At 40.1% G+C, this 22,286-nt stretch carries 27 protein-coding genes; 8 read left to right on the top strand and 19 right to left on the bottom strand.

Annotation, left to right across the window (positions count from 1 at the left end; all coding sequences use genetic code 11):
* Window positions 1-22: 22 nt before the first annotated feature.
* The 5 genes from CL181_RS03825 to CL181_RS03845 all read right to left on the bottom strand — a co-directional run bounded on the left by CL181_RS03825 (window position 23) and on the right by CL181_RS03845 (window position 3,420).
* Window positions 23-262 (bottom strand): hypothetical protein, encoded by a 240-nt coding sequence (locus CL181_RS03825; protein WP_303740877.1) that lies wholly within the window; start codon window positions 260-262, stop codon window positions 23-25.
* A gap of 291 nt (window positions 263-553) precedes the next feature.
* Complete coding sequence (locus CL181_RS03830; RefSeq protein WP_217993081.1) at window positions 554-1,159, bottom strand: DUF1599 domain-containing protein; 606 nt, start codon at window positions 1,157-1,159, stop codon at window positions 554-556.
* Window positions 1,159-1,389: a hypothetical protein gene (locus tag CL181_RS03835; RefSeq protein ID WP_097297923.1), complete on the bottom strand. Its 231-nt coding sequence runs from the start codon at window positions 1,387-1,389 to the stop codon at window positions 1,159-1,161. Before CL181_RS03835 ends, CL181_RS03830 begins: the two co-directional genes overlap by 1 nt.
* Window positions 1,390-1,413: 24 nt before the next feature.
* Window positions 1,414-2,715, bottom strand: a complete 1,302-nt coding sequence (locus tag CL181_RS03840) for a prenyltransferase/squalene oxidase repeat-containing protein (protein WP_097297924.1) — start codon at window positions 2,713-2,715, stop codon at window positions 1,414-1,416.
* Entirely contained in the window at window positions 2,716-3,420 is a 705-nt protein-coding gene (locus tag CL181_RS03845) for an HIT family protein (protein ID WP_097297925.1), read from the bottom strand.
* A gap of 113 nt (window positions 3,421-3,533) precedes the next feature.
* Between CL181_RS03845 and CL181_RS03850 the strand changes: the two genes are divergently transcribed.
* The gene (locus tag CL181_RS03850) at window positions 3,534-3,962 is read left to right on the top strand and encodes a secondary thiamine-phosphate synthase enzyme YjbQ (protein WP_255251403.1); all 429 of its coding nucleotides are present in this window, start codon (window positions 3,534-3,536) and stop codon (window positions 3,960-3,962) included.
* On the opposite strand, the gene CL181_RS03855 is transcribed toward CL181_RS03850, so the two are convergent.
* Window positions 3,959-5,155: a methionine adenosyltransferase gene (locus tag CL181_RS03855; protein ID WP_097297927.1), complete on the bottom strand. Its 1,197-nt coding sequence runs from the start codon at window positions 5,153-5,155 to the stop codon at window positions 3,959-3,961. The two genes, CL181_RS03850 and CL181_RS03855, sit on opposite strands and share 4 nt — an antisense overlap.
* 125 nt (window positions 5,156-5,280) lie before the next feature.
* Between CL181_RS03855 and twy1 the strand changes: the two genes are divergently transcribed.
* From twy1 to CL181_RS03875, 4 genes are all read left to right on the top strand, one after another.
* Complete coding sequence (twy1, locus tag CL181_RS03860; protein WP_097297928.1) at window positions 5,281-6,201, top strand: 4-demethylwyosine synthase TYW1; 921 nt, start codon at window positions 5,281-5,283, stop codon at window positions 6,199-6,201.
* Window positions 6,202-6,242: 41 nt separating this feature from the next.
* Window positions 6,243-6,935 carry a segregation/condensation protein A gene (locus CL181_RS03865; protein ID WP_097297929.1) on the top strand — a complete coding sequence of 231 codons (693 nt, stop codon included), beginning with the start codon at window positions 6,243-6,245 and terminating at the stop codon, window positions 6,933-6,935.
* A complete protein-coding gene (scpB, locus tag CL181_RS03870) occupies window positions 6,932-8,032 on the top strand; it encodes an SMC-Scp complex subunit ScpB (RefSeq protein WP_097297930.1) in 1,101 nt (366 codons plus the stop codon). Before CL181_RS03865 ends, scpB begins: the two co-directional genes overlap by 4 nt.
* Window positions 8,033-8,139: 107 nt before the next feature.
* A complete protein-coding gene (locus CL181_RS03875) occupies window positions 8,140-10,107 on the top strand; it encodes a carbohydrate binding domain-containing protein (RefSeq protein WP_176505049.1) in 1,968 nt (655 codons plus the stop codon).
* Window positions 10,108-10,170: 63 nt separating this feature from the next.
* Here the strand turns inward: CL181_RS03875 and CL181_RS03880 are convergent, their stop codons facing one another.
* From CL181_RS03880 to CL181_RS03920, 9 genes are read right to left on the bottom strand one after another with little or no spacing between them, the layout of a single operon-like run.
* Complete coding sequence (locus tag CL181_RS03880; protein WP_097297931.1) at window positions 10,171-11,355, bottom strand: hypothetical protein; 1,185 nt, start codon at window positions 11,353-11,355, stop codon at window positions 10,171-10,173.
* A 40-nt stretch (window positions 11,356-11,395) separates the two neighbouring features.
* On the bottom strand, window positions 11,396-12,454 hold the full coding sequence (gene corA / locus CL181_RS03885; protein WP_320410166.1) for a magnesium/cobalt transporter CorA: 1,059 nt from the start codon (window positions 12,452-12,454) through the stop codon (window positions 11,396-11,398).
* A gap of 1 nt (window position 12,455) precedes the next feature.
* The gene (locus CL181_RS03890; RefSeq protein WP_097297933.1) at window positions 12,456-12,653 is read right to left on the bottom strand and encodes a helix-turn-helix transcriptional regulator; all 198 of its coding nucleotides are present in this window, start codon (window positions 12,651-12,653) and stop codon (window positions 12,456-12,458) included.
* Window positions 12,650-13,213 carry a hypothetical protein gene (locus CL181_RS03895; RefSeq protein WP_097297934.1) on the bottom strand — a complete coding sequence of 188 codons (564 nt, stop codon included), beginning with the start codon at window positions 13,211-13,213 and terminating at the stop codon, window positions 12,650-12,652. Before CL181_RS03895 ends, CL181_RS03890 begins: the two co-directional genes overlap by 4 nt.
* The gene (locus CL181_RS03900; RefSeq protein ID WP_097297935.1) at window positions 13,213-13,668 is read right to left on the bottom strand and encodes a hypothetical protein; all 456 of its coding nucleotides are present in this window, start codon (window positions 13,666-13,668) and stop codon (window positions 13,213-13,215) included. Before CL181_RS03900 ends, CL181_RS03895 begins: the two co-directional genes overlap by 1 nt.
* Before the next feature lies 1 nt (window position 13,669).
* Entirely contained in the window at window positions 13,670-14,056 is a 387-nt protein-coding gene (locus tag CL181_RS03905; RefSeq protein WP_097297936.1) for a DUF2178 domain-containing protein, read from the bottom strand.
* 1 nt (window position 14,057) lies between these two features.
* Window positions 14,058-14,444, bottom strand: a complete 387-nt coding sequence (locus CL181_RS03910; RefSeq protein WP_097297937.1) for a hypothetical protein — start codon at window positions 14,442-14,444, stop codon at window positions 14,058-14,060.
* Window positions 14,441-14,845: a hypothetical protein gene (locus CL181_RS03915; RefSeq protein WP_097297938.1), complete on the bottom strand. Its 405-nt coding sequence runs from the start codon at window positions 14,843-14,845 to the stop codon at window positions 14,441-14,443. Before CL181_RS03915 ends, CL181_RS03910 begins: the two co-directional genes overlap by 4 nt.
* Window positions 14,845-15,228: a hypothetical protein gene (locus CL181_RS03920; protein WP_097297939.1), complete on the bottom strand. Its 384-nt coding sequence runs from the start codon at window positions 15,226-15,228 to the stop codon at window positions 14,845-14,847. Before CL181_RS03920 ends, CL181_RS03915 begins: the two co-directional genes overlap by 1 nt.
* 147 nt (window positions 15,229-15,375) lie before the next feature.
* Between CL181_RS03920 and CL181_RS03925 the strand changes: the two genes are divergently transcribed.
* Entirely contained in the window at window positions 15,376-16,146 is a 771-nt protein-coding gene (locus tag CL181_RS03925) for a class I SAM-dependent methyltransferase (RefSeq protein WP_097297940.1), read from the top strand.
* Here the strand turns inward: CL181_RS03925 and CL181_RS03930 are convergent.
* Window positions 16,127-17,482 (bottom strand): tetratricopeptide repeat protein, encoded by a 1,356-nt coding sequence (locus CL181_RS03930; RefSeq protein ID WP_097297941.1) that lies wholly within the window; start codon window positions 17,480-17,482, stop codon window positions 16,127-16,129. The two genes, CL181_RS03925 and CL181_RS03930, sit on opposite strands and share 20 nt — an antisense overlap.
* Before the next feature lie 125 nt (window positions 17,483-17,607).
* Between CL181_RS03930 and CL181_RS03935 the strand changes: the two genes are divergently transcribed.
* On the top strand, window positions 17,608-18,513 hold the full coding sequence (locus CL181_RS03935; RefSeq protein WP_097297942.1) for a DUF475 domain-containing protein: 906 nt from the start codon (window positions 17,608-17,610) through the stop codon (window positions 18,511-18,513).
* Between the two features lie 41 nt (window positions 18,514-18,554).
* On the top strand, window positions 18,555-19,757 hold the full coding sequence (larC, locus tag CL181_RS03940; RefSeq protein WP_097297943.1) for a nickel pincer cofactor biosynthesis protein LarC: 1,203 nt from the start codon (window positions 18,555-18,557) through the stop codon (window positions 19,755-19,757).
* Here larC and CL181_RS03945 read toward each other — a convergent pair.
* The 3 genes from CL181_RS03945 to CL181_RS03955 form a co-directional block, all read right to left on the bottom strand.
* Window positions 19,711-20,520 carry a biotin/lipoate A/B protein ligase family protein gene (locus tag CL181_RS03945; RefSeq protein WP_097297944.1) on the bottom strand — a complete coding sequence of 270 codons (810 nt, stop codon included), beginning with the start codon at window positions 20,518-20,520 and terminating at the stop codon, window positions 19,711-19,713. The genes larC and CL181_RS03945 overlap by 47 nt on opposite strands.
* Window positions 20,517-21,317 carry a bifunctional 2-polyprenyl-6-hydroxyphenol methylase/3-demethylubiquinol 3-O-methyltransferase UbiG gene (locus CL181_RS03950; RefSeq protein WP_097297945.1) on the bottom strand — a complete coding sequence of 267 codons (801 nt, stop codon included), beginning with the start codon at window positions 21,315-21,317 and terminating at the stop codon, window positions 20,517-20,519. The genes CL181_RS03945 and CL181_RS03950 overlap by 4 nt, the downstream gene beginning before the upstream one ends.
* A 105-nt stretch (window positions 21,318-21,422) precedes the next feature.
* The coding region (locus CL181_RS03955; protein ID WP_141398782.1) for an S-layer protein domain-containing protein at window positions 21,423-22,286 on the bottom strand (864 nt) is incomplete at its 5' end.

Below are 22,286 nucleotides of genomic sequence, written 5' to 3' on the forward strand. Positions count from 1 at the left end.
CGGTTGTCACAAATTCAGATTTCTAAACAATGATTGAATATTCAGACAAGCTCTGAGTGATTATTGAAAGTACGTTCTTTTTCCGCACCATTCCACCGTAAAAAAGACCAACGGCGGGGGTCATGAGCATGACAAGGGCGGCTGATATGAGTACCCAGACGGTATCTGCACCGTTGATGGCGCTATCAATGGATTCTGCGGCGAGGGCGGGTATTGAAAACAACAATACGAGGATGATGAATACAATGGTCTGTTTTATCATATATTGAACCTCAAGTCTTTACAAGGCAAAGGGCAATCCACTGAAGATTTTATTATATATAAAGATAACCCAAATTTTTTTTCAATATTTTATTCATTACTCAGGAATTTTTTAATAACAGATTCAACCTGAAATTCAACAGATGCAAGTTCATCTCCGGCATCTATTATCACAAACCTCCCGGGTTCTCTTTCTGCGAGCTTTAGAAAATTTCTCTGTAATTTGGAAATCGTTTTTTTCCGAATAATATCATTATTTTAATAATCTATATTATCATTAAGTTGTTCAAGCTTAGGCCTCATTTCTCATTTTTATCAGAGCGAAAACACAATAATTTATAATATCACTAAATTGAGCATCCAAATCTTCTGACGCTTGTAATTTTCTATCTAATTTCAAAATATTTCTTATTCTATACAACTTGATAAGAATTTGATCAGTTATTGAAGATACTTTCATTTCTCTCCATGCTTCTCCATAATCATGATTTTTTTTAATCATGAGTTCCCTAACTCTTTCTATAACTTTATCGTAAAGATCAGAGACTTTTCTTTCATCTATTTCAGCAAATTCTCCTTTATTTATTATTTCTTCAAGATTTGGGATTTCCTCTCGATACCATAATTTAATTAATGCTATCAAAGAATAATTTATGATCCCTATATATTCAATATCCCTTCCTTCTGGAATCAATTTTTTATCTTCAAGTTCTTCCAATGTTCTAACTCTCTTTGCTTTAATCCATATTTGATCGGCTAAAGATTCCCATCTAAATATGGCCCATGTAGGGCCGTAATCTTTCATTTTTTTAAGAAATAAATCTTTACAGATACCTGTAATTTCATCAAAAAAATCTAAAGTATTAGAAGAATTTTTCATATTATCACTTATGGTCATTAAATAGTATGGACTTTCTTTAATATTTTTACATACTCACATGAATTAGTGATTCGAAAAACACAATACCCTGGCTCGCATTCTTTTAAATATTGTTTAAGACAGAATTCCTTAAAAAATTTAATCTCTAACTGTTTTATGCGTTTATCGTCTTTATTTTTTATTTGAATAGTTCTTTTTATTTGTTCTACTATTTTTTTTATTGATGTGTCTTTATTTTTTTCTGTCATTTTATAGCCTCTAAAGTTATTTATTTAAGAGCTCAGATGGGGTTGAATAATTACGAGAAATACAGGTAAGATAATACTTAATATTGCCTCTTTCTTGCTGAGAAGCTCCAATTTTGCCAAAGGATATGTACTAAATATCCAAATACACAAAAATATCCATGCCCAATATTTCTGAACTAATGGCCCCAAAGTTGTAGCCGAACTCAAAATAGCCCCTATTACACCTCCAAGCATTAGCAGGCCAATAATGGAAAGTATTGCCAAGCGAGCAAAGTCTCTATGAGACTTTGCTAAAATGATAATATCACCCATTTTGATCATGCTGTCCACTGTTTGAGTAGATATCGCTTTATCTAAGAAGGTAGTTATCGCCAAAATCGCATCATGAATTGACCAAAATCTATTTTTTGGCACTTCGCTGACACTCCAACTTCCATCCTTATTTTGAGACTGAACTAACCACTTAATACCCAAGAATATTTGTTCTTGATATATGCTTTCACCAATATTTAGTAAGGCAGTAATTATCCATGGTGTAGGAAAATAGTGAAAGGTGATTCTTGTCCCAGCACCATCTTTAGAAACGTCATATTGTTCGAGTTTAGTGGTATGTTCCCACATTGTCTGAGGTTTCCATTGCGTATATAAATATTGGATTCCTCTTTGCATCTCTTTGATACTACTTCCTATTATATGGAGTGTAAGTAAAGCAAATGCCGTATGAATAGGAGTACTGGCCTCTCCACGACCAGCTCCCCATCCTCCGTCCGAAACGTTCTGGCAACTTAATACCCAATTTGATACATCTTCAATATTTTTTCTATTAAGATTTGGCTCTAACGTTGAAAAACAACGACATGCTAAAAAAGTGGTATATATTCGACTACAGGATTCTTTCTTCGATCCCCACCCTCCATCAAGATTTTGATTCCGTTTTATCCATTCTTTTCCATCTATAATTATATCTGAATTAATTGGTTCTCCTCCAGCTATTAGACCTAAAAGTACCCATACTGTTGCTTCAAGTGTTGGTGCATTTTGAGTCGATGTAACGAAAGACCAACCACCAAGATCAAAAACATTTTCACCCCGATATTGTGACTCTTTTAATGTTAGTAGGATTTTATTTAATAATTTATTCGGATTATTAAGGTAACTATTAATTAGAATTCCTTGAGCTGTTGCCACATTTCCTATTTTTTTCTCTCCTATGAAATGGTACCATCCAGCTCTATTACCTTCAACTTTAATCTCCTGGTCTAATAACATTAAAGTTTTTTGATATATTTCTTTTATTTGAGAAATATGTAAACTCTTAATTAACATTTATAATCGTCCATACATATAATCATTTAATAGTTTTACTGTTGTAAGTATGCGTTCAGTTTCTGGGTGAATTCGCCAGTTCCATTTTTCGGGTACCCCAATCTCATTAGACAAAAGTTGGCGCAAGTATTGTGATGGAGGGGGAAATGGAACATCAAAAATATAGCGTTCTCCCTTTGGAGTCTCAACAAAAAAATAGGGAATATTTCTTTCAGCTTGTATTTTCAGTTCTTCAAAATTTGAAATAGTGCGACAACTAAATCGTCTTCTCAAATAAGATATTATGTGAGTAGAAGAAACTGGAAATGGCACAAAATGAAGATGAGCATGGTCTACACAAGATCCTCCACCTATTGCTGAGACATCCTTTTCTTTTTCTATAGGCATCGGGCCGTGTTCAAAAATAATCGGCGGACCATAAGCATTTGATAAAAGTAATTTTGTTCGAGAATATAATATATCCAATTCCTCATAAAGATCATCTGTAATATGCGCCATGGAGTAATAATGTTCTTTAGAAATTATTAGTAGATAGCCTTCAACTATTTGACCAAGACTCGCTATGACCGAAAAGTGTTTGGTGTCAAATATTGTTCTAGAGGGCAACAAATCACCTAAACCCATGTACTCTGATGTTTTGCTAATATCCCCTGTGTTTGTTAAAGCCTCACAGAAATCACACCCACCAGTACATTTAAGACTCATCTTTTAAACACCTTCTATTTGAGTTTAAAATATTTCTTGTATTTCAAGAATGATCAGTTTTCCTTTTTGCATTTTTTGTTGTATATTCAAGTTATAATGGAAAAGCTTATCCAATGAAGTTCCAATTTTTATCATGGGGATTGATAATAATCATGGAAATTCAAACCACAACACAAACAGAATTGATCGATATAACTGACCGGGTTCGTGCATCTGTCCGGGAAAGTGGTGCAAAGGATGGCATCTGCGTTATCTCCACGCGCCACAGCACAGGCAGCATAATAATCAACGAGAACGAACGCGGGCTAAGGAATGATATACTGGATATGTTAGAAAACCTTATTCCGGAAAACAAAAGCTATGCGCACAATCAAATTGATAATAATGCACACGCACATCTGCGCGCCGTGCTTCTGGGAATGAGCGAAACAATCCCGGTCGAAGACGGACATCCTGTGCTTGGCACATGGCAAAGCGTCTTTTTTGTTGAACTTGACGGACCCCGCAAGCGCACTGTAACTATAAAAATAGTGGAAAGCTAGAAAGTTTCCAGCTCTCCCCTTGTAGTCATATCGGTGATCTTTGTAATATCATTGAGCCATTTATCAATTATAACTTCAGATTCAGATTTGATGGCTTTCATATTAGCGCCATCCTGCGGTATTATCTGGGCGCTTGCGATCAATGGCTCATCGATCGGATGACCGATCTGGGAAAGGATCCTGATATAAATATCTTCGATGCCGGAGACATTTGCTGCAATATCCTTAGCGATCTGGTTAGAAAGAAGGTTGTATAGTTTTCCTACATGGTTTATGGGATTCTTTCCGCTTGTGGCTTCCATGCTCATAGGCCTGTTCGGCGTGATCAGGCCGTTGCACCTGTTGCCGCGCCCGACTGAGCCATCGTCACCCATTTCAGCAGAAGTTCCTGTAACTGTCAGGTAAACCGAGCCTGCTTTTTCATCATCACCCGTATTTACGAAGACTTCTACTTCCCGGTCTGTATATTCTTCAGCAAGATCGCATATTTTGCTGCGAAGTTCTTCTTTTATATTGAAGTAATGTGACTGGTCATCAACATATTTGCCTATCATGGCGCATGCTACTGTCAGGGTTATTTTTTCATTCTTTCTCATACCCATGACCTTGATGTCTGTTCCGATGGCGGGAAGATCCTTCTTGAAGTTCAAGACCATCTGGCGTTCGGTATTGTAAACTATATTCTCCACTTCTGAAAACGGGGCATGGCCTACACCAAAAGATGTATCATTAGCCATTGGCGCTTTTCTGCGATTAAAAACACTCTGGAGGTCTGTTGAGCCTGTACCAAGTTTACAATCTATGATAATATCATGTTCTGAATCAATATCAGGAAGAGTGGTTTTCAGATAATTCTTTGCAGCTCTTATTGCAGTGGTATCTGAGGCTATTTTTATATCCTTGAATTCTTTTGTTGCCCTTCCAACAAGCAATACATAGATAGGTGAGATCAATTCTCCACCCTGATATTCAGGACAGGAGCGCCCGGCTACGACTTCTACCTGGTCAGTATTATGATGAAGGATCGTGCCGCATTTTTTGATATATTCATTGCAAAGCGCCCTGCTTACTGATTCTGCAAAGCCGTCAGCCATGCTGTCAGGGTGCCCTACACCTTTTCTTTCTACTATTTCAATCTCCTGTTTTTCGATCGGAGTCTGTGTAATTTTTTCCACGCGAATATTTCTTGCCATTTAATTACCTCAAAAGGTTTTCTTCAAATGATGCTTTTTACCATATAATAACTTTTTGTTTATGTAAATCTATTTATTCATGTTAATTTAATGCAGGATACTAAATTTACAGAAAAATGAAATAAATGAACTCTATACCAGAAACTACACAATCACTTCTTAAAAAACATGGTTATCACCTTGCTGGGACCCATAGCGCTGTGAAAACATGCCTGTGGCTCAACAAAAGCATCCGCAATACCGGGGCATGTTATAAATCAAAGTTCTATGGGATGACATCCCACAGGTGCATACAGATGACTCCCACGCTTGTCTGCAACCACAGGTGCCTTCACTGCTGGAGGGCTGTAGAAGTACCGGTACAAGTACCTCATGTATGGGATACTCCGGAAGAGATCGTTAAAGCGGTCTTTAATGAACACAAACGGCTTATTTCAGGTTATGGCGGTTCGGAATTCATGGATAAAACAAGGTGGAAGGAGGCTTTTTCCCCGAAACATGTGGCAATTTCGTTATCAGGCGAGCCAACAATGTATCCCCACCTTCCTGAATTGATAGAGGAGTTCCATAAAAATGATATGACTACTTTTGTTGTCACAAATGGCACGATCCCTGACATGGTAGAAAAAATAAAACCCACGCAGCTTTATATAAGCCTTAATGCACCGGATGAAAATACATATGAAAAAGCATGTTCACCAATCGGGAATAGCTGGGAAAACATAAAGCAGTCACTTGAGATCCTGAAACGGTCAGGCACAAGAACGGCCATCAGGATAACCCTGACAAAAGGAGTGAATATGGTGGATCCGGAAGGTTATGCGCGCCTTATAGAACTCGCCCGGCCTGATTATGTAGAATTGAAAGCATATATGCACCTTGGTTTTTCAAGAAAGCGGCTTTCTCAGGATAATATGCCTTCACATGAGGAAGTTCTTGGTTTTTCAAGACAGGTTGCAGAAGTGCTTGAATATAGTATCGCAGATGATTCAGGTGGAAGCCGCGTAGTGCTGCTGTCGAAAGACGGTGGAAAACACAATATCTAACAAAATGCTTATGTGCTTTATATGCTTATTATCATCAGAATATGACTGAAGGAGAGGCTAAGGTAATTCCGGAAGAAGATATACTGGGAGAACCAATTGAGATCCTGGTAAATCTTGCCAAAAATGGTGAGATCGATCCATGGAATATCAACATCGTTGAACTTACGGACAAATTCTTAAAGCGTGTAGATGAGCTTGAGAAAACGGATCTTCGCGTCTCGGGGCGAACTCTCCTTTACGCTTCGATATTGCTGCGAATGAAATCAAATGCCCTTGTTGAAGTGGAGGAACCTCCGGAGGAGATAGATCTTGAGTCGGATAATTTTGAAATAAGCGATTATCCTGTGCCTTCCATGCCCCTTCGCCGTTATTCAAAAAGACCGGTGACGCTTGAGGAATTATTGACTGAGTTAAAGAAGGCAGAAGCATTTGAAAAAAAGAGACTTAATCGCGTTGACAATAAAAAGGATGAAATCAGGGCAACTCTTGAGGATGTTCTTTCAGTGGCCCATGATGAAGATATAGAAAGCAGGATTGGGAAGATGAGATTAATATTAAATGAATTATTGGAAAAACAAAAATCTATTAAATTTTCAGATTTGTCCTCTCCACTTGACAGGACGGGAATGTTAATGGCTTATCTTGCGATTTTATTCCTTGCTACGAGAAAGGAAATATGGATCGAACAGGAAGAATTCTTTGGTGAACTTTTCATAAGCAGGGCAGCATCATGAGCGGGGATAAGGAGATATTGGAAGCTGCGCTTTTTGCATCCGGTGAGCCCCTTGATATCGGACAGCTTAAGAACCTGGTGCGGGGAAAGAATGTCAGGGAATTGCTCCAGCAACTGGCAGATGAATACATAGCGCGCGATAGTGCTATTGAAATAAAGGAAATGGACAGCAGGTTCATAATGCAGGTAAAACCGGAATTTGCTGAAAAGGTTCGGTCAATAGCGCCTAAAGAGCTGCGCTCGCCAGTTCTCCGGACACTTGCCATGATAGCATATCATCAGCCCATAACAGTAGCAGAACTTGTTGACAGGAGAGGTCCTGCGACCTATGATCATGTGAGGGAACTTGAAGAAAGCGGTTTTATCTCGGCAGTCCAGCACGGAAGAACACGGCTTCTTGCGACCACGCAGAGATTTGCGGAGTATTTTAACCTTGAATCCGGCGATCCTGAAGCTATAAAAAGAAAGATCATAGAACTTGCCAGGGAGCAGAAAATGGGCCTTGACAAGTGGCTCGGTAAGCAGGGGATCGGCGTAAGCCCGATGTATGAATCTTTGATGGAGCTTTGCGGCATAACAGAATATACTGTGATCAATCCATATACACCCACGGAAGAGGAGCATGACCGCATACAGGAGATGGGTGTTCTTGTAATTTCAAAAGGATATAAGGAAAGAGTGAGCAAGATCTTTGACGGAAGAATAATTGAGATCCAGGCAACAACTTTTGAAGATATTATCAACTCCATCAATATCCTTGCAGAATACGCAAGTAAAAGAAAAGTAAGGGAAAGCATCCAGTACATTTCGGAATTAAAGGATGAGTATATTGATAAAGCCAATTTCATAACCGCAAAAGTCATGCCCCAGACAGAAATGATATCGCGGATGATCAATGAAATGGGCCTGGGGATTTCAGGGGATGGCATAAGGATAGCGCCGGATTATGGAACATCGAGTGAAGGGAAAGAGATCGGCACAGGGGCTGATATCCTGATACCAACTCATAAGAACGCAGAAAAGGATGTTGTGAAGAGGATCTGCCAGAGGTATGATGCAGTGATCGAGGGGTTGAAAAAAGGGAAAAACGTGAAGTAGAGGTTTAGGTTCTGTCAAGTCTTCGGTTGTCAGAAAAAAGTATATATAGTAATGTTTTATAGTATTCCTATCAGAACTTTCTGATATAATGTAAAGTGGAGGTTAATATGAATAAGAGATACATATTTGGTATTTTAGTTGCTATCCTTATTGTCGGGGGCATTGTTGGCCTCAATGCAGTAGGTGCAACTTCTGAGGAAACTACAGTGAAACAAATTGATGAAAATCAGATTAATGAAAATTCACAACAGATCGATGACAATGAATTTAGCACAGATAACAGGATTATGAATGTTCCCGGGAAAATGAAAGAAGATCCGATTCTTGCAAATGCGAACAGCATGCTTATGGAGGGCAGGCAAATCTTTCGCTTTGACACTTTCGGCGACGAGGCATTCTGGGGTGACACTCTTAAAATACACCAGGCCATTGCAGGCGCAGCAAACGGAGGGGTGGGATCGGGTGTCAGCCCGAAGACCGCACTGGCCGTGGGCTTAAAAGTTGATGTGGATGCGCTTCCCGGGAACCTGATCAAAGACCTTGAAAAAGGAAAGGTAGATCTTGATGATCCGGCTACAACACTTGCTCTGCTTAAACTCAACGCAGTTGTTGGTGTTAAAGGTTCATTTGATAATAATGGGAAACTGAGCACAGTCGGGATTACATGTGCTATTTGCCATTCAACAGTGGATGATTCATTTGCTCCGGGCATCGGACACAGGCTGGACGGCTGGGCAAATCATGATCTCAATGTAGGCGCAATTGTAAATCTATCTCCTGATCTTACTCCGGTAGCCGATCTTCTGGGCGTTCCCGAACCCACAGTGCGAACAGTGCTTAATAGCTGGGGCCCCGGGAAATTCGATGCCGAACTGTTCCTGGATGGCAAGGCGTTTAATCCCCAGCAGGTTACTGATGGCGTTGTAACAGGGACGAACGTATCCGGTGCCACATTGATCCCGGACGCTTTCGGACTGGCAGGTTACAACCAGCATACATGGACAGGAGCATGGGGTTCGGTCCCGTACTGGAACGCTTTTGTTGCCAATCTTGAAATGCACGGGAAAGGAGTGTTCTATGATCCCAGATTGAATGATACAGCCAGGTTCCCGATAGCTGCTGCCAATGGATTCGGGAACGTGCGAACCGATCCTGATGATGACCTGATCACATCCAAACTTCCAGCTCTTCAGTTCTATCAGCTTGCTATTCCATCGCCTGTGCCAGAGCCTGGTGTAGACTTTGATAAGGAGGCTGCTGAACGCGGAGATGAGCTTTTCAGCACAAAGGCGCAGTGCAACAACTGCCATGTAGAACCTCTCTGGACCGAGCCAGGATGGAATCTGCATAAGCCATCTGAAATCGGTATAGACAGTTTCCAGGCAGACCGGGCGCCGGATGGAGTATATAAGACCATGAACCTTGCGGGCATATTCGTACGGGAGCGCGGTTTATTCATGAAGCCGGAGAACAAGGGCCGCTTCTACCATGACGGGCGCTTCAAGACACTGCTGGACGTAGTAGATCACTATAACACCTTCTTTAATCTGAACCTGACAGCTCAGGAGAAGGGGGACCTGGTAGAGTATGTAAAATCACTTTCAGCAGGTACTGTCAGCACATCCAATATTATCAAGAACCCCGGGTTTGAATTCGGTACTGCTTCCTGGATCTTCTATACAAATGGAACCGGGACATTCACTACAGGCCCACCAGCTTCTGAGGGATCTAATTCTGCAAATATTGTTCTGAATAGTGTCGGTACGAATATCCAATTATATCAGAAAGGGATATCACTGGAACCAAACACACGTTACAGGTTGAGTTTTTCAGCATATTCGACATCCGGACATGATCTGAGTGTGAATTTAATTAAGCACGGTTCACCATATACCAACTACGGTTTATCCTACAGAGCAAATCTTGGCACAAGCTGGCAGTCTTTTACGACTGAATTTGATACAACTGGTTTTACAGGTGTGGTAACCGATGGACGTTTAATGTTCTGGCTTGCACCATTTGCGAAAGCAGGAGACAAGTACTACATTGATAATGTGCGACTGGAGAAGATCTGATGAAAGAAATATACAATATGAATTTACTTAAGGTAAATTCATTCCTTTTTTTATTTTTCTGTTTCACAGCATCAGGATCTCTAACAACTTTTGGCCCTTCTCTCCTATCTCATTGAGCTTATCCTTTACCTCTGATTTTTTAAGATATATTTCATGTCTTCCACCATATTCATCTTCGGATTTAAGAGACAGTTCTTCGCCAGAAGGACTGCGTTTTTTTATCTCTGCCACAATGGGAGCGAATATCCCGGCGACCTTCTGCATAAGTTCAAAAATAAGGTTCTCCTCAAAAATATCCTTTTCTTCCAGGAAAATGGTCTCTAACTTTTGTTTCTTGAGATAAAGATCATTCGTTTTTTCGGCAATCTTTTCCCCCAATTCTTGAAGTCTTAACATATTTAATTCATTTTTCAATTCAGGAACAGCATTAATGCTCGTTTCTACCCCATTTTCCTCTGTATAGGACACATCAACTGAAAATTCTTCTGTTAAAATCATTTTCAATCTGAATTGTTCAGCCCTGATGCCGGGTTTTTTCCTGAAAACGACTTCAAGCTCTTTATCAGAAAGAATAAGATCACTGAGAAGAAAATCATCGATGCTCACATTATCCGGCACAAGTTCTTTTTTAAGAAAAGATTTTTTCATCCTGGCAGGGATTTCGATACCTTTTACAAAATCACGGGCTCTTACATGACCTTTCCAGAACTCGGATTCTGATGATGCAATGTAAAAAAGAAGGGAGATTCCACCTTCACAATTTACCTGTACGTTTGCAGAGTAACCTTTTTCTACAGCTTTGATAGTATATTTTTTGCCTGTTGCAGGTATGGGATCGTAGATAAAGAAGGTCTCCAATAATTTCCGGTTCTCCTCGTTTGCCTCCTCGATCTTTTTTTCAAGTTGCACGATTTCCTTGAATATTTCATCCGAGAACTTTGTCTTACCTTCTTCTATGAATGTTTTCAAATATTCTTTGCTTTTGTCTGCATATTTAACGATCGTATCCTGCTCTTTACTTCTGGCAACTGCTCCTTCAATCGCGTTCTCAACTGCAAGGATAAAGTTATCCATCTCATCTGTAACAGAATTCTTAAGTCTTCTGCGGTCTATTATCGTTTCTTTGAAATCAAAAACAGCATTTTCAAATTTTATAGTCTTAATACTTGTCTCTACAAAACTGTTCAGCAGTCTCAGAAAATCTATTTGCATCCGGAATTCAGTTGAATCCCCATAAAGAAATCTCATTAAAGCACCTCTATTATCTCAACATTTATATCCGTTTCTTTTATATCCATTTCTTTTTCCTAAAATAAACCATCATTGAAATTCCTACACAGATCATTACAGCCCAGACAGCAGGATAACCCCAGCGCCACCTGAGTTCAGGCATAAATTCAAAATTCATCCCATAAACACCAGCTATAAAAGTAAGGGGAATAAATATTGTCGCAATAATCGTCAAAACCTTCATTATTTCATTCATTTTATTGCTGATACTTGAAAGATAAACATCAAGCATACCCGATAGCACATCCCTGTAGGTCTCTACCGTATCAATTACCTGGATTGTATGGTCATAAACATCCTTAAGATATATACGCGTGGGTTCCTGGATCAACGAAGAATCGGATCTTTCAAGGGCACTGAGAACATCTCTTAAAGGCCATACCGACTTACGCAGGGAGATCATCTTTCTTTTTAAAGAATGAATTCCATGTAATGTTTTCGGTCTTGGATTGGTTATCATTGTTTCTTCAACATCTTCGATATTCTCTCCCAATTTTTCAAGAATTGAAAAATAGCTGTCAACTATGAAGTCCATCAGGCTATAAGAAAGATAATCCGCGCCCATCTTCCTGGTACGGCCTTTACCAGTCCTGATCCTTTCTCTTACAGGATCGAAAATATCGCCTTCTTTTTCCTGGAACGAAATTACAAAATTGTGCCCGAAAATTATACTGATCTGCTCTGAGGTTATTTCATGTGTTTTTTCATTATAATAGAGCATTTTCAAGACAATGTAGATATGGGTCTCAAAATCCTCGATTTTGGGGCGCTGCTCTGTATTCAGGATATCTTCAAGAAGAAGAGGATGGAAATCAAATTCTTTTCCGATCTTTTCTATTATTTCAACCTGGTGCAGGCCATCAATATTTATCCATGTGGTCGTTGGCTTGTCTTTGAAGGGAAAACACTCCTCAATCGTCTTAGCCTCTTTTTCCTCAAATTGATTTTCGTCATAATCAAGTATCCTGATCCTTACTCGTTCAGCTTTTTTCTCCCCGATATGGATCAATGACCCTGGTGGAAGACCGGTTTTGATTGACCTTTTTTTCTTATGCATTTTAGTCATCTTCAAAAATAAATAACTCCTCAATTGTCGATTTCAGCGCCTTTGCAACATCATGCGCTAACTTCAGCGATGGATTGTACTTTCCCTGCTCAAGAAAAACAATGGTCTCGCGCCTGACCCCGACTTTTTCTGCAAGCTTTTCCTGGGTCAGGTCGTATTTTGCGCGGAATTCCTTGATGCGGGTTTTCACGGAACATCCCCTTTTTTGTTAAAATATAAAACAAAAACAACGGGAAGTAAAAGCAATAGCACTATAAATACAGGAAATAGATTTGCAAGTGAAATTGTACTGGTGTTTATTATTCCAAAAAGATCCAATAAAATAGACGCAAACAAAAGCACAATCATAACTATCCAGGTGTAATAAGCACCATAAGCCAGGAATTTGTTTGTTCTTTCATCGCCGGTATTTTGTTGACTAATCTTAATCCTATTTTTGAATGTTTGAAACCATACACCAGAAATTATGATGAGTAAGCCGCCGAATATCATATCTATAAACCTATGCGATGAGACATTATTCCTAAAAATATACATACAAACACCTCCCGCAAACAGGAGTGCAAATCCAATTGCCAATAAATGCGCTCCTTTCTTAATTACTCCGCCAGAATACAAAAATTCTGCGCCACTTATAAACAGAATCCACGCTAATCCAATAGTGTGTTCATTGCCAAGAAACACCAATGCTATAGCAACAGCAAATAGTATTACTCCCCCAATTGAATACATTTGTTTTGATATTTTCATTATACATCACCTTTCTTGTCAAGATAAACCGTAAGCACGACTACAGAGACTATCGCAACAAAGATTATCGACATGTATCTTGAGAAAAGAACCGACATATCGCCGGGATGATTAAAAATCAAGAAAAATCCACCCAAATTTATTGTGTTCGAAGACCAAAGCCCATCCATCAGCGCAAGCAATGTCACGTAGGCAAGAACTATCCCCAATGCGCCTGAATGAACTTTCATATCGCGCTTCTTTGTACGCTCATCAGGCATTGCCTTTGATTCCCGCGTTCTTGAGAGGTAAAGCCCTATCGCAAGAACGAATATCCCGGACCCGATCATCGAAACTCCCGGTGTCGCCTTTCCCGAATAAGGAATTATTTTAAGCATTTCAGCTAAACCGATCAGGATATTAACAAGCCCCAACATCACAAATACAAGATACCTTTTGTTGTTGATCAGTTTCATCTCATTCACCTTTTTTGTTGTAATACCATTTGAGAATAAGGAAAGAATAAATGCCGATAAACAAAATCAATGTGCTTGCACTTTTGAATTCTACAGCATAAAGAGAAAACTGGTTGATCAGGGAAAGCACAATAACAATATCCATCATTATCCAGAATGCATGATGTCCTGCCTTGTCCATGACTCTTTTAGACCGCTCGTCTTGCACGAATTCTTCTTTTGGCTTTGAAGCAACATATAATCCCATTACGGTCAGTATCAGTCCGCCGAGGATAAGTCCTCCCCCTATAAATGGAGATACATACACGAATAGAAGTACGCCTACAAGCACCATGCCCATGCTTGCAGCAAAAAATTTCAGGATATCTTTGTCAGTCCGCATCTTCATTTCATTCACCCTTCCTGTTGAAATGCCATCGCATTATGAGGTTTCCGTAAATTCCAGTAAAAAACACCGTCGAGTACGCATCCATAAAATCCGGGTTCAACAATCTGGCAGCTCTTAAGACATACATCGCCAAAATAACAGTCATTATCGCCCAGAATGCATAATTTCCCGCTTTCTCATTAATTCTTATTGACCGCTCATCCTGCTTAAGAAAATCTTTTGATTTTGTGGCGAGACTTAAGCCAACCAGAACAGTCAACGTTCCGCTCATAATAAATATCACGCCCGCTTTAGCATGAAAAAATACGAGCAGAATGGCTCCAAGAGCAACAGTCCCCAGTCCCATTCCCAGAAACTGCAAAATATCTTTATCGGTTCTGAATTTCATTGTGCATCTCCACTTCGGTCATAGTATCCAAGGAGCAGATTTGCAGCAATTAGCATCACGACAAAGACCGCTCCGATTACCTGGATCGCTGTTAATTGCAGTATCTTGAAATGCTCTACAAAAAGAAGCATTGCAAGAAAAACCATCGTGATTATATATGCGTACATGAATGCTATACCTGCTGTCTTTCGAGTTCTTTCGTCGTTCTGAAACCATCCTTTGTCTTTTGCCATAGCAAAGACCGACAGAGATATGAGGATTATAGTGAGCGCATTTAGCGAATATGTTGCTGCTTTTGCATCTTCCAGCGTGCCTCCGCCAAGTATTACCGCCGTACCCCACACCAGGTGAATAAGTGCTACTGCTATCCAGAGAATCGTTAGTTTGTGCCAGAGTTTCATTACATATCCTCTTTTTTCTCAAAGTACCAGTTAAGCGCGCTGAAAGTAAATACCATGAAGAAAAAGATAATGCTTAAAGCGCCCCGAATATCCAGACTTATGTTAAGCCTGTCCGCAAACATCAATACCGTTGTCAGGATTAACGTGGCAAACCAGGAGCCGGCCAGTGCGCGATACATTACTTTTCTTGTTCTTTCATCCTGCTCTATTCCCTCGCCATACTTGAAATGCTTGTACAGGCTTGTGAATAGCATCGACAGCCCAACTGCGAATATGCCTGACAATATGCCAGAGCTTACGCTGCCCGGATAATTGCTCAATATCATCCCCAGAGCAAGAAAGCCCACAGCAACTGCAATGCTTATTTTATTTTCGATTTTCATAAAATCATCTTTGTTATGTAGTTATAACTTTATGTTATATATTTATAACATTTACTTAAATCTTTCTGTTGCTAATACGACAATCCCTTTTTTGTCCCACAGCTCATATACACAAATTATTTATCTTTTACTACTGTGTCCCCTGCAATGGGAATTAAAGAAAGCGCAATAAAGCAATTCGGGAAACAGGCCCAAGCTTACTCAAAAGGCAATATTTTTGTGGATGGTTTCCATCTCTCAAAAATAGTTGAAATAACAGGAGTAAAAGAGAATCAAAGGGTTCTGGATGTAGCCACAGGTTCAGGATTTCTTGCGCTTGAATTTGCAAAAAAAACAAAAAATGTCGCAGGTTGTGACATTACACGCAATATGCTGCTTCATGCAAGGGAAAAGCAGAAAAATTCAGGACTCGACAATATTGATTTCCTTCTTTGCGATGTAGAATCATTGCCTTTTCCGGATGGTGCATTCGATATCGTTTCATGCAGGTTCGCATTCCATCATTTTCCTGACCCAAAAAAAGCTTTGCTTGAAATGACACGCGTGGCGCGGACCATAGTGCTCGTGGATGGTGTCTCATCAGAAGACCCTGTAAAAAGTAAATTCCATAATGAAATTGAAAAGATGCGTGACCCGTCACATGTTCGTATTAATTCATTGAGCGAAATAAAAAATATGTTTGAAGAAACAGGTGCAATGATCAAAGATATATCACACTGGGAAATTCCCCAGGATTTCGATGAGTGGATAAAACGCGCGGGAACGAATGAAGAAACAATCATAAAGATCAGGCATTTGATGACTGGAAGTGTTGCCAATGACAGTACTGGCCTTCATGTAAAAATTGAAGACGGGAAGCTGGGATTTACATATGATACTATTATTTTAATAGCAGAGGCTACTTCTTTTTCTTCATAGATTTTTTTAATGACTTAAGACAAAGTTCCATGCCTTTTATTGCATTGTTGCTTTGCGAATTTAATTCATAAGCCAGTTGAAAAGCCTTTAAAGCGTCTCCGGGATTTCCCTTTTTATAAAGGATATTGCCTTTATTAATTAAAAAGACATGATCATCCGGAGTTATTTCAAGCGCTTTTTCATAACAGACCAGAGCTTCATCAATTTTATCCAGCTTTGCAAGAGCAAGTCCTTTATTATTCCATGCAATGCTATTTTGCGCATCTATCCTGATTGATATGTCAAAATAATCAATGGCCTGGATGTATTTTCTCTTTGAGAAATATGAATTTCCCTTGATAAGGTAATCCTTTGATTCTTCAGGGATTTCATGCTTTATAATCTCTCTTTTAGTGACCCCAATTTCGGATATGGGTTTTGGCTGCTCTTCAACTATTTCCACTTCAGGTTGTTTGGGTTCAATTGTAGTTGAAGTGGATTCGAAAGAGTTTCCAATAAAAGGTTCGGATATGGGTCTAACAGGATCTTCAACCTTTATTGCAATCATATGTTCTGATTCCTTTACTTGTTCAGCTTGATTTTCAATAAAAGTCTCGGATAAAGGTTTAACCGGCTCTTCAGTCATGGAAAATTCAATTTTATCGGGTTCAATATCCGTGTAAACCTGCATTTCTTCAAGCGTTTTCTCTTCTTTGGGTATGGATAAAGCTATCTTTTGTAAATCTGTTTTTTCACCGTCCTGTCCCATTTTTGCGATAGCCAGCCCCTTATTACTCCATATTTTCTCAACTTTCGGGTTAATTTCAAGAGCTTTATCATAAGATTCTATAGCTTCGGATAAACGATTGAGTTTAACAAGAGTCAATCCCCTGTTATTCCATACAGTCTCATCTGTGGAATTTGCCTCTACCGATCGGTCATAAGCCTGAAGTGCCCCTTCAAAATCCCCGCTTTCAAATAATATATCACCTTTAATGCACCATGCTCCGGCATCCAGGGGATTCTTTTCAAGTATCTTATCATAACATTCTATTGCTTCTTTTGTCCGTCCGAGATGGGCAAGTGCGATACCCTTGTTGTATATCACTTCTTCATCATCCGGCCTCAGGTCTATTGCTTTATCATAACACGTCACAGCTTCTTCGTATTTGACAATTCTTGCCAGGGCAAGACCCTTATTATTCCATACATCAGCATTTACCGGATTTATTTCAAGTGCTTTATCATAACACTGGATGGCTTCTGAATACATCCCGGTTTCCACAAGCGTATTGCCTTTGTTGATCCAGATAAAAGCATCTGTGAATGCTTTATCCTCAGATATTTCTAGTACCATATATCAGTCTCTTATATATATTGAGTTAATTAATATTGCTTATCCTATTTAATGTTTGTTTACCCGGAGCAAAAATTTATCCGTAAAAGAGCTATTAACACTGAATCTAAAAGGCTGGGCACTAAATGGATATATTCTCAATTATACTGATTGTTGTAGGTCTCATAATATTTGAGACCATCAGCAGTATAGACAATGCAGTAATTAACGCAGAAGTACTTTCAACAATGTCCCAGCGAGCCAGAAGATGGTTCCTGATATATGGTTTGTTTATTGCGGTTTTCGCTGTAAGGGGGATGCTTCCATGGCTTATTGTATGGGCAACAAATCCGGCTCTTGGACCTGTTAACGCATTCACAGCTACTTTTAGTGATAATCCTGATATCGCAAAGGCTATCGAAGAATCGTCTCCTTTCCTTCTTGTCGGGGGAGGCGTTTTCCTTATATTCCTGTTCTTCCACTGGCTTTTTATTGAAACTAAAAATTATGGTCTTCGCGGCGAGCGATTCTTCCATAAACATGGGGTCTGGTTCTTTGCGGTTGTTTCCATAATTCTTACTGTAATTGTCTACTTCGCATTAAAAGAGCATCCTTTTATGGCATTAGGTGCAGTTGTGGGATCAACGGCATTTTTTATCACCCACGGGTTTAAACAAAATGCCGAGCAGCAGGAAAAGGTGTTAATGGGCGGGAACATGAGTGACTGGAGCAAGATCCTGTACCTTGAAGTGATAGATGCCACCTTCTCAATAGACGGTGTTGTTGGCGCTTTTGCGTTCACCCTTTCAGTCCCGCTGATCCTCATCGGTAACGGGGTAGGAGCTTTTGTTGTCCGTGAGTTGACTTTAAAAAATATTGAAAACGTGAAGCGATACATCTTTCTAAAAAACGGTGCGATGTATTCGATATTTTTCCTCGGGATAATAATGGTGCTTGACAGCTTCGGAGTTCACATACCGGAATGGGTCTCACCTGTTATTACAATAGGCGTGATAGGCTATTTCTTTTATAAGTCCAGAAAGTTCTTATAAATCATAGTGAGAATATAAGCCATTAATTGTGAGTCAGCAACATGAAAACTATCATTTTTGATCCATTCTGCGGCGCTTCGGGTGATATGACAATAGCTGCTCTTATCGATCTTGGAGCAGATGCAGGGAAAATCAAAACAGCAATGGAACTTGCCGCTAATGTCAACGTTGAAATTTCCAGATCGAACAAGAAGGGTATCTCTGCCTGCTCAGTCGAGGTTTCAACTAAAAAAGAAGGAAGTCTTGCATTATCGGAAATCATACCCAGGATAAAAGCCCTGGATCTTCCTTCTATTGTTATCGCTGATGCAATTGCAGTCTTTAATATCCTTGGAAAAGCTGAAGCAAAGATCCATGGAACAACTCTTGAAAAACTGCATTTCCATGAACTGGGGCAGGAAGATGCGATTGCGGATATTATAGGGGCATGTACCGCGTTTCAAGATATGGGATTAAAGGATTATCGGATTTACTGCACACCTGTGTCTGCTGGGATGGGATTTATTGAGTTCTCACATGGGAAATTTCCCGTACCTGCGCCCGCAGCGCTTGAGATTTTAAAGGAATATTCCCTGCCCTGGCAGATGGGGCCTGTTGACGGGGAATTGCTCACCCCCACAGGAGCCGCCCTTCTTGCCTATTTTGTAAATGAGTTGGGAATAATTCCAGTGATAAAAGCGCACAAAATAAGCTATGGTGCAGGAAGCAAAGACCTTTCTGTCCCCAACGTGCTGCGAATTATAAAAGGCGAGATAGATGATGCGCTTATTACGGATATGATCGAAATGCTTGAGACAAATGTGGATGATGTCACAGGCCAGGTGCTGGGGCATTTGATCGAAGAATTATTGACAGCAGGAGCAAGAGATGTCTCCATTATTCCTGCAACCATGAAAAAAGGGCGAAGCGGCCATATTATCCAGGTAATCTCAAAACCTGAGGATTCACCCGCCCTTGCAAGGAAGATCATCGAGGAAACAGGTTCTCTTGGCGTAAGGATAATACCAATAAAACACAGGCTGATCGCGCAAAGAGAAATGGATAAAGTTTCAATTATTCTAAATGGCAGAGAGTTTGAAATCTCAGTGAAAATCGCCAGGGACCTGAGGGGTGTTTTGCTGAATATATCCGCAGAATTTGAAGATTGCAAGAGGGTTTCAAAGGAGTCAGGTATCCCGGTAAGAGATGTTATCCGGCTCACCGAAGAAGAAGCAAGGAAGAAGTTTTCCGCTGTAAGCGCTTAGAGCGCTTAATATCCATCCTGTATGTCCAGTTATGATCCTGATACTTTCCCAATAATTGATCTGCAGTGTTGATCTCATTTTCTGTCAGTAATCCCGGATATGTTCCTATGCCAAGCGCAGTTTCAAAACCTTCCTTAAGCGCTTTTTTCACAAGATCGATATCCATTATTCCCATATCTTTCAGTGTTATCATCCCTTCACGCGCAGTATTTACAGGATAAAGGTTTTTGGTTGGATTTTTAAGTGCCCTGTCCATAAGCCCGAAATCAAAATCCATAAGGAGGCTTCCATTGACCAGCACTGCTCCATCAAGACGCCCCTGTGCGTTTCCTGAAATCTTTTTGCCTTTTGAATAAACAGCATTTCGTGCAGGTTCAATTTCACCTCCAGCGCCAAGTGTTATTAAAGCGTTCACCACCCCTCCAAGTACTTTTTCATAAGCAGCCTGGATATCAGGAGGTATGATGCCGTCCTCTTTACCAATGCAAGAGAAAAGTATCTGGTCCTCATCGCAAAATCCGCATCCTCCTCCCAGAATCCTTCGTACTATCCCGATATTGTTTTCTATGCAATAATCAATATTAATTTCATCCTCCACACACTGGTGATAACCAAGATATATTACCGGTGATCTCACGCGCCAGAAAAAGATAGTGTCCGGAGAAAGGCCAGAACCAACATGCTTTGCAATAGATTCAAATAGCGCTGCGCTTTTGAACCCATCAATTTTATCAAGATCAATAAAACGCCATTTGTCTTTCAATTTTTCCTTCCTGAAATTATGAAAAACCCGTTCTTACTTCTGAACCATTTCAACTGTGTCAAAAAAGACCCAAAATAGCCAATATCAGTATGAGGATATGACCCTATATACGAGATATTGTTCTTATCGAACCACCGGATCACTTCAATGACAGAATGATAACTTTCGTAAGGATTAGCGTATTTATCAGCCGCATAAGCCTGTTCATGAATATTTTTGAATTTTCTCCCGTATATTGACCTCTCAACAAACGACATCCGCCGGTCAATATCTTCTCCTGCGTTCAGTTTTATCCACATCCTTTTTGCCCTGTGAAGAAAACGCCCGTACCTATTGTATAATCCGATCGTTATTGTTCCTCCGGGTTTACACATATCCGAAAGCACCCGGAATCGCCCGTAAGGATCATTTGTATGATGCAGCACCCCCATGCAGAAGATATGATCAAACCTGTTCCGGGTCTTAAAATCCATGATATCACATCTATTGAAATCTACCTCCAGATTGAAATCCTGCGCAAGTTTTTTTCCCTTTGCAAGTGAGGAACAACTCAGATCTATTGATGTCACTTTTGCCCCGCGATATGCAAAGTAACAGGACTTTTCTCCGGTGCCGCAGCCGGCATCAAGGATTTCTTTTCCTGATAATGAGGCTGGATCTAATCCTGCCGAGGAGAGTATTTTTGACATCACGTTGGCATGGAGTTTTTTTACGAGGTCGTTTTCATTGCGAATTGGAAGAGAGGGATAGGGGTATTTCTCATACAATGAATTTACGGAGCATGCGATCTTGTCCATCAAACCAATGTTAGAATAAGAGGATTTATAGTTTGGCCCAATGGTTCAATAAAACACAATAAAAAAAAGTAAAGGGATTAATATTAATCCCTTCGGATTTTAAATTTACTTTCTCTGTCTCAATACGAGGTATGCTACTGCGAGCAAGCCTGCGATTGCGAATACTAACTCAAAGCCCGGCTCTGTTGGAGTTGTTGCAACTGGTTTGCCAGTCTCTGTTACTCCTGGTCCGGTTGGTGCGGGTGTTGTCGGAACTACTGTGAGGGTTGCGGTCGCACCAGGTGTGGCTGTAACAGTTCCTCTCGGAGTTGTTACTGCTGTGCCTGTTGGAGTTGTTGATACATTCCCAACTACGTAGTCGATCTTGGGGTAGAATCTCAAGACAGAGCTGTTATCAGCTATCTTGAATTTAAGTTCGCCCATGAGGGTTGTTTCTGAGTTGCTGGTCAAACTAACTGAGTTCTTGTTAGTCATGGTAATGTTATCGGTTGTACCGGTTACTTCAAATACGCCATATGTATCTGCGGATTTGATTTCTCTGGCAGTGCTTTCATCTATGAGCCATGCATATTTGAACTGTACCATATCAGAAGTTGCGCCTGAGAAGATATTATCAACATATACTGTGAACAGGAGCGCATCTGATTCGCCAAGGATCGTCTTTGTCTTATAGTAAACTGCGGGTTGTTTGGCTGTACCCTGTGGTGCCTGAGCAATACCCTCGTCAATTACGGCTCCATCCTTCTTTAATGTAAACCATGCCTGTCTCGGGGTTGTTCTTGCATCTATTGCATTGATGTTTATTTCATAGCCTGAGCCAAGAGACCATGTTTCACCGGTTGTGAGGGTCTTCTTCTCTTCCTTGTCCATTTCTAATGCAAGTTTGGCGATCTTTGCAACATTATTGGGGTTAACAGCTATCCATTTCTCAGCCTGCCAGCCAACAACACTGTAAGTTGTTGCTGCTGT

The sequence above is a fragment of the Candidatus Methanoperedens sp. BLZ2 genome (genome assembly GCF_002487355.1).
GTDB lineage: Archaea > Halobacteriota > Methanosarcinia > Methanosarcinales > Methanoperedenaceae > Methanoperedens.